This is a genomic window from Kitasatospora sp. NPDC096128, assembly GCF_040303105.1.
GTDB lineage: Bacteria > Actinomycetota > Actinomycetes > Streptomycetales > Streptomycetaceae > Kitasatospora.
Genome location: NZ_JBEOSP010000049.1, coordinates 42,192 through 63,620 on the forward strand (window position 1 = coordinate 42,192; position 21,429 = coordinate 63,620).

A 21,429-nucleotide genomic window follows, 5' to 3' on the forward strand; every position below is an offset into this window, starting at 1 on the left:
GCATGGCGACGAACTGCTACCTCATCGGCGGCACCCGGGTCCTGACGCAGTGCGCCGCCCGACTCCTCGACGCGGGCGTGCGCATCGAGGGCATCCTCAGCGAGGACCCCGCCGCGGCCGCCTGGGCCGCCGAACACCGGATCCCGCTGCACGACCCGCGCGCCGACCTCACGGCGCTGCTCTCGGGCCAGCCCTTCGACTACCTCCTCAGCACGGTCAACTTCCGGATCCTGCCCGCCGAGGTGCTCGCGATGCCCAGGATCGCCGCGATCAACTTCCACGACGGCCCGCTGCCCCGCTACGCCGGCAGCCACGCCCCGGCCTGGGCGCTGTACGAGGGCGCCACCCGACACGCCGCCACCTGGCACCTCATGGCGGAGGCCGTCGACGCCGGAAACGTGCTGCTGGAGCGCTGGTTCCCGGTCCGCGAGCACTCCACCGCCCTGTCGCTGACCTACGAGACGGCCGAGACCGGCATCGAGCTGTTCGGCGACCTCGTCCCGTACCTCACAGCCGGCACCCTGCCCGAACCCGTCGACACCCGCGGCCGCGAACGCCGCTTCTACCGCCGCAGCGCCCGGATGGCCGCCGGCGGCGCCATCCACGCCGGCACCACGGCCGCCGAAGCCGTCCGCACCGCCAAGGCCCTCGACTACGGCTCCTTCCCCAACCCGCTCGCCCTGCCCGCGTACGTCACCGAGCAGGGCGCCGTGTTCAGCCGGCAGATCCGCTCGATCCCCCGCAACGAGCCCCGGACCGGCACGACCGCGCTCTCGGTGACCACCTCCGCGCTCACCCTGGCCGCGGCCGACGCCGACCTCGTGCTCAGCGACTTCACCGCCGTCGACGGCAGCGCCCTCAGCGGGCAGGCCGCCGCCCAGTGCCTCGGCATCGTCGAGGGCGCCCCGGTGCCGCCCGCCCCGCAGGAGCTGCTCGCGGCCCTGGCCGACGCCCAGCAGCGGCTGCGCCCCCACGAGCCCTGGTGGCGCGCCCGGCTGCGGGACCTGCGCCCGGCCCGGCTGTCCGCCGGGGACTTCTCCGCCGCCACGGCCCACTACGGCCGCTACGAGCTGGCGTACACCCCCGCCTCACCCGAGGACACGGTCGAGGTCGTCCGCGCCTTCCTGCGCGCCGTCGCCGAGCGCACGGACGACCCGGAAGCCCCGGAGGGCTTCGACTTCGCCTGGTCGCCGTCCGCCGCGCGGATCCTCGCCGAGCGCACCCACGGACTCGTCGCCGCCCGCTTCCCGGTCCGCTTCGAGGCCGATGACACCGGCGCGGCGCTGCGGCGCCGACTCGACCTGGCCGCCGGGAAGGGCGGCTACGCCGCCGACCTGGAGGCCCGGCTCGGCCTGGCCGGGCGCCCGCTGGGCGAACAGGATCCGACCTTCACCCGGGTGATGGTCCTGGAGCGGGACGCGGGCGAGGAGGCCTCCGCCGAACCGCACACCGAGGTCGCGCTGCTGTGCGTGCAGGACGGCCCGCCCACGGTGTTCGTCCGGGAGACGGCCATGGACCGGGAGGAGGCGCTGGCGTTCACCGAACGGGTCGAGGATCTGGCGCTGGCCGCGCTGTTCCACGGCGACGACCCGACGCCCGTGCGGAGCGGGGAACCGCCGGCAGTCGAGAGCGAGGGTCCGACCGTCCTGGACCTGGTGGCCGCCGCCGTCGCCGAACGGCCCCGCGCCGTCGCCGTGCGCTGCGGCGACCGCACCCTCGACTACGCCGGCCTCGACGCCTGGGCGGACGCGATCGCCGCCCGGCTGCACGACCACGGCATCGAACCCGGCTCGGTGGTCGGCGTCCTGACCGAACGCGGCCCGCACCTGCTGCCCGCGCTGCTCGGCGTCCTGCGGGCCGGTGCCGCCTTTCTGCCGCTGGACCCCGGCTACCCCGCCGACCGGCTGCGCCGCTACACCGAGGCCGCCCGGTGCGACCTGGTCCTCACCGACGACCGCACCCACGCCCTCGGGCAGTCGCTCGGCGCCGCGCTGGGCGTGCCGGAGGCGGACGGCGCCGCACTGGCCGTGCCGGCCCAGGTCGGCGCACCCGACCTCGCGTACGTGCTGTTCACCAGCGGCTCCACCGGAGAGCCCAAGGGGGTGGAGGTCGAGCACGGCGCCCTCGCCAACTTCCTCACCGGCATCGGCGCCCGGCTGGCCGTCCCGGCCGACGCCCGGGTGCTCGCGCACACCACGGTGGCCTTCGACATCTCCCTGCTGGAACTGCTCCTGCCGCTGACGCTCGGCGCCACCGTGGTCCTCGCCTCCCGCGACACCGCGCGCGACCCGCACCGACTGGCCGAGCTGACCGGCGAGGTGACCGTCGCCCAGGCGACCCCGAGCCTGTGGCGCCTGCTGCTGGAGACCGGCTGGACCCCGCCAGCCTCGCTCACCGTCCTGTCCGGCGGCGAGGCGCTGCCCGCGAGTGTCGCCGAGCCGCTGCACGCCTCCGCGCGGGAACTCTGGAACCTCTACGGCCCGACCGAGGCCACCATCTGGGCCTCCTGTCACCGGGTCACCTCCGCCGACGCGCCGCTGCCGCTCGGCGAACCGCTGCCGAACCTCCGACTGCACGTCCTGGACGGGCAGTTGGAGCCGTGCGCGGCCGGCGAAACCGGCGCGCTCTACATCTCCGGCGCCGGACTGGCCCGCGGCTACGCCCACCGGCCGGACCTCACGGCGGACGCCTTCGTCGTCCACCCGGCCGGCGGCGTACGGCTGTACCGCACCGGGGACGAGGTACGGCTGCACCCGGGCGGCGCGATCGAGTGGCTCGGCCGGGCCGACGCCCAGGTGAAGGTCCGGGGCAACCGCATCGAACCGGCCGAGATCGAGCGGGTGCTGGAGCGCTTCGACGGCATCACCGCGGCGGTGGTCGTCGCGGCCCGCTTCGAGGGGCGCGGCGAACCCCGCCTGACGGCCTACCTGGTCGGCGGGCGGACGGCGACCAAGTCCCGCCTGGACGCCTTCGTGCGCGCCGCGCTGCCGGAGTACATGGTGCCCGACGCCTACGTACGCATCGACGCGCTGCCGCTCACCGACAACGGCAAGGTCGCGCGCGCCCGGCTGCCCGAGCCGAAGCGGGACAACATCGTCCGCGCCGCCGACGGCGCCGAGCCGACCCGCCCGGCGGCCGAGGACCGCACCGCCGAGATCGCCCGGGTCTTCGCCGCCGTGCTCGGGCACACCGGGTTCACGGCGGACGGCAACTTCTTCGACCTCGGCGGGGACTCGGCCAGTGTCACGGTGGCCGCGGCGCGGCTGAGCGGGGCGCTGGGCGTGCGGATCAGCGCGGCGGACGTCTTCGCGACCGGTACGCCGGCCAAGCTGGCCCGACTGCTGGGGGCGGCGGAGGGGGCGGTGGCCGTACCTGCAGTGGCCGTACCTGCCGTCGTCCCTGACCCTGTCCCTTTCCCTGCTCCTGTCCCCGACCCTGACCCGGTTCCCGAGGCCGAGGCCGAGGCCGAGCCCGCACGGCCGCAGCCCGCGCCGCGCCCGGCCGACCACGGCGCGCTGGCCGTGGTCGGCATGGCCTGCCGGTTCCCCGGCGCCGCCACCCCGGACGAGTTCTGGCGCAACCTGGTCGACGGCGTCTCGGGTGTCGGTCCGGCGCCGGCCGGGCGGCGCGGCTGGGCCGAGCTGTGGTCCGAGGCCGACGACACGCCGGCGGGCTGGCTCGACGGCGTCGAGTACTTCGACCCCGCGCGCTTCGGCCTCACCGACCGCGAGGCCCGGCGGATGGACCCGCTCCAGCGCCTGCTGCTCAGCGTCACGGCTGAGGCGCTGGAGAGCTGCGGCCACGACCACGCCTCACTCGGCGCCTCCACCGGGGTCTTCGTCGGCACGATCGCCAGCGACTTCCCCGAACTGGTCGCGCGCAGCACCGGCCACGCCGATCCGCACGCGGCCACCGGCACCGCCATGTCGATGATCGCCAACCGGCTCTCGCACGTCTTCGACTGGTCGGGGCCGAGCATCGTGGTGGACACCGCCTGCTCCTCCTCGCTGGTCGCCCTGCACCAGGCCGCCATGCACCTGCGCGCGGGGGACGTGGACGCCGCCGTCGTCGGAGCGGCCAACCTGGTGCTCACCCCCGACAAGTCCCGCTCCTACGCGCGCACCGGCATGCTGTCCCCGCAGGGCAGGTGCCGCACCTTCGACGAGGCGGCGGACGGCTACGTGCGGGGCGAGGGCTGCGGCGTCGTCGTCCTCAAGCGGCTCGCCGACGCCGAACGCGACGGGGACCCGGTGCTCGCGGTGATCCGCGGCACCGCCGTCAACCACACCGGCGGCAGCGCCGGGTTCCTGACCGCGCCCAGCAAGCCCGCGCAGGAGGCGGTACTGCGCAAGGCCCTCACCGCGGCCGGCCTCACCGCCGACGGCATCGGCTACATCGAGGCGCACGGCACCGGCACCCCGCTGGGCGACCTGATCGAGCTGGAAGCCCTGCACGCCGTCCTCGGCGAGGGCCGGGAGGCGGCGCGACCGCTTCCGGTGGGATCGGTGAAGACCAACCTCGGCCACCTGGAGCCCGCCGCGGGCATCGCCGGCCTCATCAAGACGGTCCTCGCCCTCCAGGCGGCGACGATCCCGCCCTCGCTCAACCACCGCACCCCGAACCGGGCGTTCGACTTCGCGCGCTCACCGCTGGCCGTCGCCGACCGGGTGCTGCCGTGGGACGGGCCGAAGGCGGCGGGGGTCAGCAGCTTCGGCTTCGGCGGTGTGAACGCCCACGTCGTGGTGGCGGCCGCGCCGGCCGCCGCCCCGGCGCGGGACGGCGGGCCCCGGCTGGTCGTGCTCTCGGCCGGCTCGGCGACGGCGCTGCGCACGCTCGCCGAGCGGACCGTCCTGATGCTGGAGTCCCCGCACTGCCCGCCGCTGGCCGCGCTGAGCGAGGCAGCCCTGCGCCGTCCGGCGCGGGCGCACCGGCTCGCCTGCGTGGTGGACGGCATCGAGCAGCTCGACGACAAGCTCCGGCTGTTCCTGGCCGGTGCGGGAACCTCGCGCTCGCTGCACACCGGCGTGGTCTCCGGCGCGGCCAGGGCCGCTCGGGCGCCGTTGGCCCCCGGCGCCACCAGGGATCAACTCGACGACGTTGCGCGGCAGTTCGTCGCCGGAGTGGATCTGGCCGGCGGACCTGGCCGGGCCGGGGTGCGCCTCCCGACCGCGCCGCACGAGGAGCGCCACCTGTGGCCGGTGCCGGCGCCCGTGGCAGCACCGGTCCCCGCACCAGACCCCGCACCAGGCCCCGCACCAGACCCCGCACCAGGCCCCGCACCGGACCCTGCACCGGTCCCGCAGGCGGCCGAGCCGGTCGGCCGGTCAGCCCGCACCTGGGACGGCCAGCCCGAGGCCGCCGAACACCTCGTGCTCGGCCGGCCGACCCTGCCCGGCGCCGCCTACCCCGGCCGGGTCGCCGAACTGCTCGGCCGGGACCGCTTCACCCTGCGCGACCTGACCTTCCGGATGCCCGTCGAAGGCGCCGACACCCTCACGGCCGAACAGGACGGGCCCGCCGTCCGGTTCCGCACCGCGGCCGGGGCGCTGGTCTGCGACGGCGAGGTGACCGCTGCCGAGGTGCCGTCACCCACCGCTCCGCTCATCGCCCGTGGGCTCGCACCCGTGGACCTCGACGCGATGTACCGGGCCCACGAACACGCCGGGCTGCACTACGGCCCCGGGTTCCGCACCGTCACCGCCCTGTCCACCGCCCCCGGGCAGGCCGTCGGCACACTCTGCTCCGACGACCGGCCGCACGGCCCGCTGGACGCGCGGCTGCTCGACGGCGCCTTCCAGGTCGCGCTCGCCGCCTGCGGCGCGCAGGGCCTGTACGTGCCCTTCGCCGTCGAGCGGCTCACCGTCCACGGCCCGCTGCCCGCCACCGCCCGGGTGCACGCCCGGCGCGACCGGGAGTCCGGCCCCGACGCCGGGCTGCTCACCGCGAGCCTGGTGATCCTCGACGGCGACCGGCCCGTGCTGGAGGCCCGCGGGATCACCTGGAAGCGGATCTCGCCGAGCCCGCCGGAGCGGGCGCCCGGGCCCGACCCGCGGCGCGAGGCCGCCCACGGCGCACCCGCGACCGCGGCCACCGGCGGCACCCGGCCCACCGCGCCGACGCCACCGCCGGCGCCGCGGCGGGCCGGCGGTGCCCTCAGGGCCACGCTGGGGCAGTGGGTGGCGTCCGCCCTGGAGCTGGACGCCGACACCCTGGACGGTGACCGGCCGCTCCAGGAACTGGGGCTCGACTCGGTGCTGGCGGTCTCGCTGGCACAGGACATCCGCGCACGGCTGGACGCCGACATCCCGGTCACGCTGCTGTTGGAGGTCGGCACGGTCGACCGGCTGGCCGCCGTGCTGCTGGAGGAGTACGGCGTCACGGACGGCCCGGCCGAGCCGGTTGCCGTCCAGCCGGAGGCCGTGGAGGCCTCCGTTGCGGTGCCGGATGACCGCCGGGACGAGGAGCGCCACGACATCGCCGTCATCGGCGTCGACGGCGTCTTCCCGGGCGCCGGGGACACCGGCGAGCTGTGGCGGGTCCTGACCGACGGCCGGGACTGCCTGCGCGAAGTGCCCGCCTCCCGCTGGGACATCGACGCCTACTACGGCACCGAGGGCGCGCCCGGCACCGTGTACCTGCGGCGGGCCGGCTTCGTCGACGGGCTGACCGACTTCGACGCCGGGTTCTTCCGGCTCTCGCCCGCCGAGGCGCAGTGGATCGACCCGCAGCAGCGCCACCTGATCCAGTCGGCCTGGCGCGCCCTGGAGGACGCCGGCACGGCAGGTCGGGAGCAGCCGTCCACGGGCGTGTTCGTGGGGGCCAGCTACCAGCACTACCGGGACATGGTCGTCGGCGAGGTCGTCGAGACGGCCGCCGGGCTGGGCAACCACAACGCCATCCTGGCCAACCGGTTGAGCCACTTCCTCGACCTGCGCGGCCCGAGCATGACGATCGACACCTTGTGCTCCTCCTCGCTGGTCGCCCTGCACACCGCCGTGCGCTCGCTGCGCGCGGGTGAGTGCGAGCGGGCGATCGTCGCCGGGGTGCACCTGGGGATGTCGCCCCAGTACTTCCAACTCGGCTCCCGCCTGCGGTCGTTCTCGCCCTCGGACGCGATCCGGCCGTTCGACGCGGCCGCCGACGGCTTCGTGCCGGGCGAGGGCGTGGTGTCGGTGGTGCTGAAGCCGCTGACGGCGGCACTGCGCGACGGCGACCGGATCCGGGGTGTCATCCGCGGCACCGCCGTCAACCACGGCGGCCGCACCAGCGGCCTGACGGTGCCGAGCAGCGGGGCGCAGGAGGAGGTGGTGCTGGCGGCGCTGCGGGACGCCGGGGTGTCCCCGGACACGATCGACCTGATGGAGGCGCACGGCACCGGCACCGGTCTGGGCGACCCGATCGAGGTCGAGGGCCTGACCCGGGCCTGGCGGCGGTACACCGACCGGTCGCAGTTCTGCGCGCTCGGCTCGGTGAAGTCCAACATCGGCCACCTGGAGCCCGCCGCCGGACTGGCCGGTCTGGTCAAGGTCCTGCTCGCGATGGAACATGACACCATCCCGCCCTCGCTGCACGTCCGGCGCCCCAGCGACCACGTCCGGTTCGAGGGTTCACCGTTCTACGTCGCCGACCGCGCCCTCGACTGGCCGCGCGGCGGCGGGCGGGTGCGCCGGGCGGCGGTGAGCGCCTTCGGGATGGGCGGGGTCAACGCCCACGTCATCGTGGAGGAGCCGCCCGCCCTCCCGGCCCGCACCCAGGCGCCGCAGCGCAGCCACCTGATCCGGGTGACGGCCGCCGACGAGAACGCCGTGCGCACCCTGGCCGCCGCCTACGCGGACCGCCTGACCGACGCCACGGCAGAGGAACTCGGTGACATCGCCTACACCGCCAACACCGGTCGCGCCGCCCACCGTTGGCGCGTCGCCGTGCACGGCGCCAGCGCCCGCGAACTGGCCGAGCGCCTCACCGGGGTCGCCGACGGGCGTACCCCGGCCGTCCGGCGGAGCGGCCGGCCCGGCACGGCCTTCCTGTTCACCGGCCAGGGCTCGCAGTACCCCGGCATGGCGAGCGGCCTGCTCGCCGCCGAACCCGCCTTCCGCGAGGCGCTGCACGAGTGCGCCGAGCTGCTGCGCCCGCACCTCGACGTCCCGCTGCTCGACCTGCTCCACGGCGACGCCCGGCAACTGCTGGACGAGACCCGCTACGCGCAGCCCGCCATCGTCAGCGTCGAGGTCGCCCTGGTCCGGCTGCTCGCCGGGGTCGGCGTGCACCCCGACGCCGTCGCGGGGCACAGCCTCGGCGAACTCACCGCGGGCTGGGCCGCCGGCGTGCTCGACCTGCCCGACCTGCTGCGGCTGACCGCGCTGCGCGGCGCCCTCATGCAGGAGTGCGGCGGCGGGGGAGGGGCGATGGCTGTCGTCCACGCCGAGGCCGATGCGCTGACCGAGGAGCTGCGGGCACACCCCGGGGTCGAGATCGCGGCCTACAACGCGCCGCGCGTGCACACGGTCAGCGGGCCGGCCGAGGCCGTCGCGCGATTCTGCGGGCAGACCCCGCACCGCACCCAGCGGCTCGCCGTCGGCCACGCCTTCCACTCCGCCGCCATGCAGCCGGCCGTTCGGCCGTTCGCCGAGGCGGTGGCGGCGACGTCCCTCAAGGCGCCGGCCGTCCCCTTCGCCGCCACGCTCACCGGCGGGTGGCACACCGCCGAGACCGCCACCGACCCCGAGCGGTGGGCGGCGGCGATCCGCGAACCCGTGCGCTTCGCCCGGGCCCTGGCCGTGCTCGGCGAGTCCGCGCCGGACGCGGTCTGGGAGCTCGGCCCGCACCCGCAGCTGCTGCCGGCGGCCCGCACCGTCCTCGCCGAACCGCACCCGGCCTGGATCGCCACCCTCCACCGCGACCGTGACGACCAGGCGCAGCTGCACGCCGCCCTGACCGCCCACCACAACCGCACCGGTGCCGACCTGGACTGGAGCGCCCTGCACGCCGGCCGGGACCGGCGCACCACCACCATCCCCGGCTACCCCTTCCACCGGCAGGAACTGACCGCGCCCCCCGCCCGCCGCCTCGCGGCGAGCGCCGTCGGCCACCCGCTGTTGGACCACCCGCTGTTCGACCGCCGTTACCAGAACGGGAGCGAGGGCCAGTGACGACGCATCGAGCCGACACGCGCCAGCCGCAGGACACCCCCGGAACGCGCGAGACCTACGAGAAGACCTTCGCCGGGCGCGAACCCCTCATCGCCCAGCACCGCGCCGACGGCCTCGGCCTGCTGCCGGCCGCCGTGCAACTGGAGATGGCCCTGGCGGGCATCGCCGGGCTGCGGCCCTTCGCCCCGTCGGAGCTCACCGACGTGGCCTTCCGGCGCCCGCTCAGCCTCACCGAGGACGCGGCGGCGGCCGTACGGCTCGAGGTGGCGCACAGCGGGGCCGACGGCACCCGCTCGCGCTTCGAGCTGAGCACCGTCCTGGCGGGCGAGCGCAAGACCCTGTCCACCGGTACCGGGCGCCGGCTCGGCGCCGACCGCCCCGGCCCGACGGCCTGGCAGGTGAGCACGCCTCGGACGATCGACCCGGTCGAGCTGTACGAGGGCTGGGCGCGGGAGGGGCTCGCCTACGGGCCCGACTTCCGCACCGTCCGGGAGCTGGCCGTCGGGGACGGCACGGCCCGCGCCGTGCTGGCCACCGACACCGAGCCGCTGCCCTGGCACGCCCACCCGCTGCTGGTGGACGGCGTGTTCCAGACCGCCGCCTGCGCGCTCCAGGACCTCGCCGACGGCCCGCTGCCCCTGCTGCCGATCGGCGTCGCCCGGATCGCCGTCCACGCCGAACTGTCCGGACGGACCGGCGGCGCGACCGTGCTGGTGCGCCGCACCGGCGACGAGGGCGCCTACGCGACGGCGGACGCCCTGCTGGTGGGCCCGTCCGGAGAGGTCGCCGTCGAGTTCACCGGCCTGCGCATGCGCCGCCCGACCGGGTCCGCGGCGGCGGGCCCTGCTCACCCGCTGTCCCGGATCCGCTGGCGCGAGGCGCCCGGCCCGGGGTGCGAGCCGGCCGGGGGCACCTGGGTGCTGCTGCGCCCCGCCGGGGCCGACGGCCCGGGGGAGCGCACCGCCCGTCGGCTGCGGGCGGAGGGCGCCCGCGTGGTGGAGGCCGTCCTCGGCGCGGACCCCGCCACCGGTGGACCGGACCGCTTCGCGCTGCCCGCCGCCGACGAGGAGTCCTTCCGCCGACTGTGGGAGTCGGTGGGCGAGCCGCCGGCCGGGGTCGTGCACACGGCGGCCACCGGGCCCGCGCGCGAGCGGCGGGTCGAACTCGAGCAGGGCCTGCACGGCTGCCTGGCCGCGCTGAAGACCCTCGGCGAACTCCGCTGGAAGACCCGCTTCTTCGCGGTGACCGCAGCCGCTCAGCCGGTCGCCGACGACGACGCCCCGGTGCCCGCCCGGGCCGCGCTCTGGGGCCTGGTGCGCACCGCCGCGATCGAGTACCCGGGGCTGCGCCCGCGCCTGATCGACCTCGACGAGGCCTCGGTCGACGCGCTGGCCGGTGAGCTCGGCGACGGCCCCACGGAGGTCGCCTACCGGCGGGGCGTGCGCCACGAACCGGTGCGGGTGCGCACCCGCCCGGTCCGTCCGGGCGCGCGGCCGGTCCGGCCCGGCGGCCGCTACCTCGTCCTCGGCGGACACGGCGGCCTCGGCCAGGAGCTGGCCGCCCGGCTCGCGCGGGAGGGCGCGGGCCTGGTCGCCCTGGTCAGCCGCTCCGGCGGCGCCGGCCCCGACCTCCCGGGCTGCACGGTCGTCTCGTACGCGGCCGACATCACCGCGCCGGGCGAACTCGCCGCCGTGGTGGGCCGGATCCACGCGGAGTACGGCGAGCTGCACGGCGTCGTGCACGCCGCCGGGACCCTCAAGGACGGGCTGATCCGCTCCGCCACGCCCGCCGACCTCGCCGAGGTGCTGCGGCCCAAGGTGGACGGCGTCCACGAACTCGCCGCCGCCGTCGCCGGTACGGACCTGGACTTCGCCGTGCTCTTCGCCTCGGTCTCCGGGACCTTCGGCAACCTCGGGCAGGCCGGGTACGCCGCCGCCAACGCCTACCTGGACGCCTTCGCCCACGCCCACGGCCGGCCCTGGCTGAGCGTCGACTGGGGCCTGTGGGGCGAGGTCGGCATGGGCACCGCCGTCGCCGACCAGCTGCGACGGCGCGGTGTGCGGCCGCTGGGCACGGCCGAGGCCCTGGACGCCCTGATGGCGGTGCTCGGCGAGGACGTCCGGCAGGTCGTCATCGCGCACCCGGACGCTTCGGTGGTCCTGCCCGAGGACGAAGTCCTGAGCAGCGGGCTGCCGGGCCCCGGACCCGCCGATGCGCTGCACGCGGGTGGTGCGGGCCCCGAACGGGTCGAGCAGGCCCTGGAGGGCTTCCTGACGGAACGGCTCGGCCTGGACCGGCTGGACCGCGACGCACCGCTGTCGGACTACGGGATGAGCTCCATCACGAGCGTCGAGCTGTCGGAGGAGCTGTCCCGCCGGTGGGGGATCCAGCTGCCCGCCACCCTGTTCCTGGAGTACGGCGGCTTCGCCGAGCTGGCGCAGGCGCTGACCGAGCGGTACGGCGCGGCCGAGGCCCTTCCCGTACCGGCAACCCCCCTATCGGATAAGGCTGTTGAGCAGGAGGAGCCGCCGCCCGCTGCCCGCCCTGCTGCCCGCCCCGTCGCGCGTCCCGGGGACGTCGCCGTGGTCGCCGCCTCCGGCGACCTCCCCGGCGCCACCGACCCGGACGGCCTGTGGGCCCTGCTGCGCGCCGGCCGGCACGCCTTCACCGAGATCCCCGCCGACCGCTGGGACATCGACGCCCACTTCGGCCCGCGCGGCCCGCAGCTGACCGGCACGTACTGTCGCACCGGAGCCTTCCTCGCCGACATCGACCGCTTCGACCCGGCGTTCTTCGGCATCTCCGTCCGCGAGGCCGGGGACCTGGACGTCCAGCAGAAGCTGCTGCTGGAGCACGCCTGGGCGGTGCGCGACGAGAGCGGCCTCGCCGACCGCCGCGACATCGGCGTCTTCGTCGGCGCCACCTACACCCACCACCGCGACGCCCAGGGGCTGGAGAGCGTCGGCCCGTACAGCGCGCTCGGCTCCATGAACGCCCTGCTGGCCAACCGGATCTCCTACGCCCTGGACCTGCGGGGCCCCTCGCAGACCGTCGACACGCTCTGCTCCTCCGCCCTGGTCGCCGTCCAGCAGGCGGTCGCCGCCCTGCGCGCGGGCCAGTGCGGCGCCGCGATCGTGGCGGCCTGCCACGTCGGGCTGACCCCGTGGTACTACCGCAGCCTCAGCCAGCTGGGCGCGCTGTCCGAGGGCCTGCCGCGCCCGTTCGACGCCCGGGCGGACGGCTTCGTCCCGGGCGAGGGCGCGGTGGCCGTGATGCTCAAGCCGCTGGCCGACGCCGAGCGGGACGGCGACCGCGTCCTGGGCGTCATCCGCGGCGCGGCCGTCAACCACGGCGGCCGCGGCAGCGCCCTGCCGGTGCCGCGCAGCGAGGCCCAGACGGCCGTGATCCGCGCGGCCCTGGACGACGCCGGACTGGCCCCGGCCGACATCACCCTGATCGAGGCGCACGGCACCGCCACCCAGTTGGGCGATCCGATCGAGACCGCCGCGCTGGCCGCCGTCTTCGGTGCCGACCCGGCCCGCCGCGCCCCCTGCCACCTCGGCTCCGTCAAGGCCAACATCGGCCACCTGGAGCCGGCCGCCGGTCTGGCCGGCCTGCTGAAGGTGCTGCTCTGCCTGCGGCACCGGGAGATCCCGCCGCTGGCCGGCTTCGAAACCGCGAGCGCCCAACTCGACCTGGCCGAAGGGACGTTCACCATCCCGACCGAGCCGGTGAGCTGGGCTGTGGCGGGGCCGCGCCGGGCCGGGATCAGCGCCTTCGGCATGGGCGGCACCAATGCGCACATCGTCGTGGAGGAGTACGCGCCGGAGCCCGCCCGGCCCGCCGCCCCGGGCGGGGCGCCCGAGGCCCTCGGCGAGCATCTGCTCGTGCTGTCCGGGCACACCCCCGGGGCCCTGGCCCGGCGCGCGGCGGACGTGCTCCGGCTGCTGCGCCGGGACACCCCGCCCGACCTCGCGGCCCTGTGCCGCTCGGCCGCCGTGGGCCGCGACCACCGGCGCCACCGGATCGCCGTCCTCGGCTCCACCGCAGGGGAGTTGGCGGCCGGGCTGGCCCGCCACCTGCGCGACGGACAGGGGCAGGTGCTGCGCGGCGACACGCCCCTGGACGCCACCGGCACCGGCGCGGTCGTCGAGGACGCCTTCTACGACCAGGTCGCACGGTTCACCTCCGTCGGCGCCGACCGTCTCAGGGCCCGGCTGCGGCTGCCCGAGCAGCGACTGGGCACCGCACTGGCCCGGCACCACGTCGGCGGCGGGACCGTCGACTGGCGGGCGGTCCACCAGGGCGTGCCCGCCCGGCGGATCGCCCTGCCGCCCTACCCCTTCCGGGCCCCCGCCGAGACCGCCCGCCGGCTGACCCGCGCCCACCGGGTCCTCGGCAAGCCCACCGTGCCCGGGGCGCTGCCGCTGGCACTCGCCCTGCAACGGGCCGAACTCCTGCACCGGGCGGCCTTCCTCGGCCGGGGCGCGGGGGAAGGCCCGCTCAGCAGCGACCTGGACGACCCTGCGCTCACCGGCGCCGCCACCTTCCGCCACGGCGGGCGCGCCATCGCCCGCGTCGAGCCGGCCGGCCCGGACGCCACGCCCGCCCCCGCCCCTCCGGACGCGGACCTCGACGCCCTGCGTGCCCGCCTCGGCCGGACCCTCGAAGCGGACGGCCTGTACGCCTGGTTCGCGGCCAAGGGCATGGACCTCGCCGCGCCGCTGCGCTCGCTCGGCGAGGTGCGCTACGGCCCGGACCGCGTGCTCGCCCGCGTCGACCTGCCGGACGGAGGGCCGCTGGAGCGCTCGGTGGTCGCGCTGGACGCGGCCCTGCAGAGCATGGCCGTCCTCACCCTGGCCGACCCGTCCGCCGCCGCGGAGACGTACCTGCCGGAGTCCGTCCGGCGGGTCGAGCGGTGGGGGGATCCCGCCCGGACCGCCTATGTGCTGCTGGAGGCCGAGGACACCGGGACGGAGCTGGTCCGCCGGGGCGACGCGACGCTGCTCGCCGCCGACGGCAGCGCCGTGGCCCGGCTCACCGGCGTCGAGTACCGGACGGTGCGGGGGCCGGCCGCGCCTGCTCCGTCCCGGTCCGCGGTGCCGCCCCAGGTCGTCGAGACCGTACCGGGCAGGCGCGGCACGGCCGTTGAGGCCGCCGTCCTCGGGATCGTCCGGGACGCCTTCCGTGACCCGGCGATCACCCCGACCACCCCGCTCTCCACCGTCGGGCTCGACTCCCTGCTGGCGACGGCCGTCGCGGCGGACCTGGAGGCGGCCTACGGGCTGCGGCTGAGCCCCGGGGAGGTGCTGGAGCACCCCGACTGCCGTTCCCTGGCGGCGTACGTGGCCGGGCAGGCCGCCGCCGCGGGCGTCGTCGCCGACGCTGCCGACGCTGCCGACGCTGCCGCCGCGGGCGTCGTCGCCGACGCTGCTGACGCCGCCGATGGTGCCGACGAACCGGCCGGGGAGCCGGGGCTCGCGTCACCGGACGTGGCGGTCATCGGCTTCGCCCTCGCACTGCCCGGCGCCCGGGACGAGGCCGCGCTCTGGTCGCTGCTCGCCGACGCGGGCACCGCCCTCGGCCCGGCACCCGCCCACCGCTGGAACGGCTCCGCGCCCGCGCGGGCCGGCGATGTCGGCGGATTCCTCGACAACGTCGAGGAGTTCGACGCGCGGTTCTTCGACTTCTTCCCCAAGCAGGCCGAGGTCCTGGACCCCCAGGCCCGCTGGCTGCTGCGCACGACCTGGGAGGCACTGGAGTCGGCCGGCCTGCCGCCGCGCGGCCTCGACCGCGACACCGGCGTGTTCGTGGGCGCCAGCTACCAGCACTACCGCGAGTACAATCTCGCGCCGGAGCTGGACGCCCACAGCGGCCTGGGCAACCACAACGCCTTCCTGGCCAACCGGTTGAGCCACTTCCTCGACCTGCGCGGCCCGAGCATGACGATCGACACCTTGTGCTCCTCCTCGCTGGTCGCCCTGCACACCGCCGTGCGCTCGCTGCGCGCGGGCGAGTGCGCCCAGGCGGTCGTCGCCGGGGTGCGGGTCGGGCTGTCGCCGCTGCACTACACCGCGATGACCAACCTGCGCGCGCTGTCGCCGACCGGCCGGGTGCGGGCGTTCGACGCGGACGCGGACGGGCTGGTGCCCGGCGAGGGTGTGGTGACCGTGGTGCTGAAGCCGCTGACGGCGGCGCTGCGCGACGGCGACCGGATCCGGGGCGTCATCCGCGGCACCGCCGTCAACCACGGCGGCCGCACCAGCGGCCTGACCGTGCCGAGCGGTTCCGGACAGGAGGACGTCGTGGCGGCGGCGCTGCGCGAGGCGGGGGTGTCGCCCGAGTCGATCGGCCTGGTCGAGGCCCACGGCACCGGCACCCGGCTCGGCGACCCGATCGAGGTCGACGGGCTCACCCGGGCCTGGCGCCGGCACACCGACCGCGCGCAGTTCTGCGCGCTCGGCTCGGTGAAGCCCAACATCGGCCACCTGGAGCCCGCCGCCGGACTGGCCGGCCTGGTCAAGGTCCTGCTCGCGATGGAACACCGCACGATCCCGCCCTCGCTGTCCGTCCGCCGCCCCAACGACATGGTGCAGTTCGAGAGTTCACCGTTCTACCTGGCCGACCGCGCCTTCGGCTGGCCGCGCGGGGAGCAGGCCCGCCGGGCGGCGGTGAGCTCCTTCGGGATGGGCGGGGTCAACGCCCACGTCATCGTGGAGGAAGCACCCGCCCTGCCGGTCCGCCCGCCGCTGGCGCCCGGCAGCCGGGTGCTCCGGGTGACGGCCGCCGACGAGAACACCGTGCGCATCCTGGCCGCCGCCTACGCCGAGCGCTTCGAGACGGTCCGTGACGAGTGGGAGACCGCCGACCTGTGCCGGACGGCCAACACCGGACGCTCGCCGCAGGAATGGCAGGCGGCCGTCCACGGCCGGGACGCCGTCGAACTCGCCACCGCCCTGCGCGCCGTGGCCGCCGGCCGGGTGCCGGTCGGCCGCGCCGAGCACAGCGGCAACGACGCCGACTGGCCCGTGCTCCCCGGGGCCCGTACCACCGAACTGCCGACCTACCCGTTCGCCCCGGACACCCACTGGCGGACCCGTACCGGCGCCACCCGGCCCACCGGCGCCCGCGCCCTGCGCACCGCCTGGCACCCCGAGGGCTTGGCCGCCCCGGCGACGGCCCCCGGGACCGTCCGCCTGGTCGGCGCCGACCGGGCCCTCGGGGAGCTGGTCACGGCCGAACTCCGCGCCCGGGGAGCCCACTTCGCCGAGCCCGGCCAGGCCGCCGACACCATCCTGGTGACCGACATCGCCTCCCACGAGGACGACGGTGGTGACCTGGGCCCGTTCTGGAAGGAACTCGGCGACCTGATCAGGGAACTGCCGCCGCACGGCCGCCTCCTGTACGCCGTCTGCCACGGCGCCGCCGTGCGCCCGGCGGAGCGTGCCGCGCTGCGCCCCACGAGGGCCGCCAAGGCCGCGGCGGTGGCCGCCGCCTGCGCCGAGAGCCGCAGGCCCGGCGCGATCGTCCACCTGGACGCGGCCGATCCGGCCGAGGCCTGGGCCCGGCAGCTCGCCGCCGAGTACGCGGCCCTGCGGCCCGGGCCGGACGACGGCGAGGACGGCACGGTCGCGGCCTACCGCGGCGGCGTCCGTTACGCACCTCGGCCCGCCGAAGCGCTGCCCGGGCCGAACTGCCGACTCTCCGGGGACGGTTACCTCCTGGTCACCGGCGGACTCGGCGCCGTCGGCCGACGCCTGGTCGCCCGGCTGATCGAGCGCGGCGCGCGCCGGATCGGCATCGTCGGCCGCTCCCCGCTCGACCCCGAACGCTCCGCGCTGCTCCGCGAGTTGGCCGGCCCGGCGGAGCTGGCGTACCTGCCGTGCGACACGGCCGCCGCCTCGGCGCTCGCGGCCGTCGCCGACGAACTGGGCGCCCGCTGGGGCCGGTTGCGCGGTGTGGTGCACGGAGCCGGCGGCGTCAACCCGTTCGGCGCGATGCACCGCCGCCCCTGGGACGACGCCGCCCGGATCCTCGCCCCGAAGGTCGCCGGCTCGCTGAACGCCGTCCGGCTGGCCCAGCGGCACGGCGCAGACTTCGCCGTGCTGGTCTCCTCGATCGCCGGCGCCCAGGCCCCGGCCGGACGCGGCCTGGTCGACTACGCCCTCGCCAACGCCTACCAACTCGCCCTGGCCGAAGGGGAGAACGAGGCCACCGGCACCGCCGTGACCGCCCACGCCTGGCCCGACTGGACGGGAGTCGGGATGGCCGCGGACGCCTCCTTCGCCGCCGCCCACGCCATCGACGCCGAGGAGGCGGAGACCGCGTTCCTCGACCACGCGCTGACCGGTGGCGCCGTGCTCTTCCCCGGCCGGGCCGTAGCCCCTGGCCCTGCCCCCGAGCGGTCCGAGCAGGCGGCGCCGGAGCCGGAGCCGATCCGCGCCCTCATCCCCGCACCGGCCACCGGCCGGGACCGGACGGCGGCCCGTGCGGCCGTCCGCGCGGCGTTCGTCCAGGTCCTCGGCGAAGACCCCGGCGAACGGGCCCTGCCCGGGCTCGGGCTCGACTCCCTGGCCATCGCCGAACTGGCCACCGCCCTGGAACGGCACACCGGCCGCACCGTCGACCCGTCCCTGCTGATGCGCACCCGCACGGCCGACGAGTTGGCCACCGCGCTCGCCGCGACCGTCCCCGCGCGGCCGGGGCCCGACCGCCGGGCGCCCGCTCCGGAAGGCGACGGGCGAGCCACCGCGCTGCGGGCCCTGCTGCGCCCCCTGGTCGCCGCCGAGCCGGGGAAGGTGGCGCCGTGACCACCGCTGCCGAACGACCCTCCGACGAAAGGACCAGGGTGGACCGTCAGGACCGCCGCATCGCCGTCATCGGCCTCGCGGTACGCCTCCCCGGCGCCGAGGACGCCGTCGACCTGGCGCACTTCCTGCACCAGGACACCGTCGAGGTCGGTGAGGTCCCGCCCGGCCGGTGGCGCCGCGAGCTCTACCTCGGGGACGGCCCGCACCAGGGCTCCCACCACCGCGGGGCGTTCCTGCTCGACCCGTACTCCTTCGACCACGCCGCCTTCGGCCTCGCCGCCGAGGACGCGCGCCACCTGGACCCGCAGCAGCGCACCATGCTGGAGGTCGGCGCCCGGGCCCTGGAGGACTCCGGCCAGCTCGGGGCCGGCCGGAGGCTGAACGCGGGCGTGTTCATCGGCGCGCGCATGAACGCCTACGGCTTCGACCACGGCCGCGGCCTGGCCGGGCCGCTCGACGCGGACGTCCGCCCGTCGGCGCTGTGGGGACGGTCGCAGAATTTCCTGGCGGCCTGGCTCTCCGACCGCCTCGACCTCGCGGGCCCGAGCCTGGTCGTCGACACCGCCTGCTCGTCGTCGCTGACGGCGCTCTGGCTCGCCTGCCAGAGCCTGGCCGCCGAGGCCTGCGACCTGGCCGTCGTCGGCGGCGTCGACCTGCTGATCGACCCGCTGACCTTCGTCCTGCTCTCCCGCACCGGGGCGCTGTCCCCGGACGGCCGCTGCCACACCTTCGACGGCCGGGCCAACGGCTACGTCCCGGGGGAGGGCGCCGTCGCGCTCGTCCTCAAGCCGATGGCGGCGGCGCTGGCCGACGGCGACCACGTGCTCGGCGCGATCAGTGCGAGCGCGGTCAACAACGACGGCGCCACCATGGGAGTGACCACGCCCAACCTGGACGCCCAGGTGGCGCTGCTCGACCGGGTCTACCGGACCGTCGACCCGGCCACCGTCGGGTACGTCGAGGCGCACGGCACGGGCACCGCCATCGGGGACCCGATCGAGACGCGGGCCCTGACGGAGGTCTTCGGCCGGCACGGCGTGCCGCGCAACTCGGTCGCCCTGGGCTCGCTCAAGCGCCGGATCGGCCACCTCCACTCGGCGTCGGGCCTCGCGGCGCTCGCCAAGGTCCTCGTGCTGCTGCGCGAGGGCGTCATCCCGGCGGCGGGCGTGGCGGCGCCCAACCCGCGCCTGGGCCTGGACACCGGCCCGTTCCACCTGCCCACTGCCGCCGCCCCCTGGCCCGAGGCGCCGGTGCGCCGGGCGGCCGTGAGCGGTTTCGGCTTCGGCGGCACCAACGCCCACGTGGTCGCCGAGGCCGTCCCGGATTCCGTCCCGCAGCCGCACCCCCCGGCTCCGGGACGGGCCGTGCACGTCCTGCCGCTGTCGGCCGCCACCCCGTACGCGCTGCGCGAACTCGCCGCCCAGTGGCTGGGTTTCCTGCCCACCGTGGGGGAGGCCCTGGCCGACGTGTGCGCGACGGCGCGACTGGCCCGGCCCCACCGCGCGGTGCGCACCGCCGTGACGGGTGCCGACGCCGGTGAACTGACCGCCGCCCTGCGGGCGTGGCTGCTCGGCGGCGCTCCGGAGCCCCGGGCGACCGTCCGGCTGCGCCCGGCGGCGGCGTCGACCCCGCCCGGCTGGCTGGCGGCGCTGGACCGGACGGTGCCCGCCGTGCGGGAGGTGATCGACCTCTTCGAGACCGCGACCGGTACCGAACTGTCCTCTTTCTCCGGTGAGTTGCTCAGGATCAGTGAGGGCGTCGCGCTCGCGGTGGCGCTGCACGGCCTCGGTGTCCCCGCCGAGGCGGTGGACCTGCCGCCGGGCTGGGAGGCCGTCCGCGCGTTCGCCTGGGGGAGCGTCCCCCTGGAGCAGGCGCTGGCCGAGGTCCTCCGGCAGGAGGCCGAGGCGACGGCCGACCCCGACCCGGAGGCAGCGGACCTCTGTACCCGGCTGGGCCGGGCCGAGAACGACCAGGAGGTGGCCGGGGCGCTCGCCGCGGCCGTGGCCGAACTCTTCGCGGCGGGCCATGAGTTCGACTGGGCGGCCGTCCAGGGCGGGCGCGCCTGGCGCAAACGCCCGCTGCCCGCGGCCCAGTCCACCGGCCCGGCCCTGGACCTGCGCGAACCGCTGCGCTCGGCCGAACCCGGGACACCCACCGCGCTGGAGGCCGACGAAGGCCCCGCCGGCTACCGCTTCTCCCGGGTCTTCGGCCCCGGCGAGGCCCCGATCGCCCAACACGCCGTCTACCGGCGCACGATGCTGCCGGGCGTGGCCTGGTTCGACTTCCTGCGCGAGGGCGCGGTGCTGCGTGGCGAGGCCTTCCACGGGCTCGGGGACGTCCTCTTCCACCGCCCGCTGATTCCCACCGGCGCCCACCGGGTGGTGTGCCGGGTGGACGGCGAGGGCCGCTTCACCGTCCGGGACGGCGAGACCGATGAGCCCTTCGTCACCGGCCGCTACCTCGCGCGTCGGGCGCCGGCACCCGACGCCGTCCCGATCGCCGCGCTGCTGGACGCCTGCTCCGCCGAGCTGCACGCCGGCTCCCGGCTGTACCGGTGGCTCCGGCGGATCGGCTACCACCACGGCCGCTACTACCGGAACATCTCCTGGGTGGCCGGCCTGCCCGACGGCGGCACCCTCGCCCGGGTCGAGGGCGGCCGGCAGCGGGAACTGAACCCGCGCGGCGTCGAGTTGTTCCCCGGGCTGCTCGACAGCGTGACGATCGCCGCGATCGCGCCCGGCAACCCGGTGTTCGGCGCCGCCGACGCCTCGGCCTTCATCCCGCTGTCGGTCGGGCGGCTGGAGGTCCACGGGCCGCTGGAGGAGGCGGCGTACGTCCGCACCGAGACCGCCTTCTGGAACGAGGAGGCCTGCCGCGTCACCCAGACGGTCACGGATGCGGCGGGGCGGCCACTGCTGGTGCTGGCGGACATCTCCTCCAAGCGCGTCCCCACGGCGGCCTTCGACGAGCAGCCGGCCCCCGAGTCCGTACCGGCCCCCGATCCCGTACCGGCGCCCGAGCCTGTTCCCGCTGCCGAGCCCGTCCGTGCCGCCCGTGCCGCCCGCGGTGCGGACCCGACCGCGCGGATCCTCGGCTGGTTCCTGGAGTCGGCGGGGATCGCCGAGGCCGACGCCGACACGGAGTTCCTCTCCTCCGGGTCCGACTCCGTCGGCCTGGTGTCGCTGAGCGAGCGGATCTCCCGGGAGCACGGCCTCGCGCTCTACCCGACGGTGTTCTTCGAGTACCCCACCCCGCGCCGCTTCGCCGCCTTCCTCGCCGAGGAGTTCCGGGAGCTGGTCGCGACGCTGCCCGCCGCGACCGGCTCCGCTCCGGCGACCGGCACCCCCGACACCTCCGACGTCCCCGCCCGTCCGGCCGCCGCCGCGCCGCTGCCCGTCGGGCCGCGGCCCGACGTCCCCGCTCCCCCCCGCGCCCCCCCCGCGCCGGCGGCGCCCCCCCCCCCCCCCCCC

The 21,429-nt window shown here is 76.7% G+C and carries 3 protein-coding genes; all 3 read left to right on the forward strand.

From position 1 onward, the window contains the following. Positions 1-2: 2 nt before the first annotated feature. The gene (locus tag ABTY61_RS35510; protein ID WP_350509304.1) at positions 3-9,149 is read left to right on the forward strand and encodes an amino acid adenylation domain-containing protein; all 9,147 of its coding nucleotides are present in this window, start codon (positions 3-5) and stop codon (positions 9,147-9,149) included. Continuing rightward, positions 9,146-17,959 carry an SDR family NAD(P)-dependent oxidoreductase gene (locus tag ABTY61_RS35515; RefSeq protein ID WP_350509305.1) on the forward strand — a complete coding sequence of 2,938 codons (8,814 nt, stop codon included), beginning with the start codon at positions 9,146-9,148 and terminating at the stop codon, positions 17,957-17,959. The genes ABTY61_RS35510 and ABTY61_RS35515 overlap by 4 nt, the downstream gene beginning before the upstream one ends. Beyond that, a partial coding sequence (locus ABTY61_RS35520) for a beta-ketoacyl synthase N-terminal-like domain-containing protein (protein ID WP_350509306.1) occupies positions 17,956-21,429 on the forward strand: 3,474 nt, incomplete at its 3' end. The genes ABTY61_RS35515 and ABTY61_RS35520, both read left to right, overlap by 4 nt.

Coding starts and splice junctions, on each gene's coding strand:
- ABTY61_RS35510 (WP_350509304.1), top strand. CDS start 3: ATGGCGACGAACTGCTACCTCATCGGCGGCACCCGGGTCCTGACGCAG.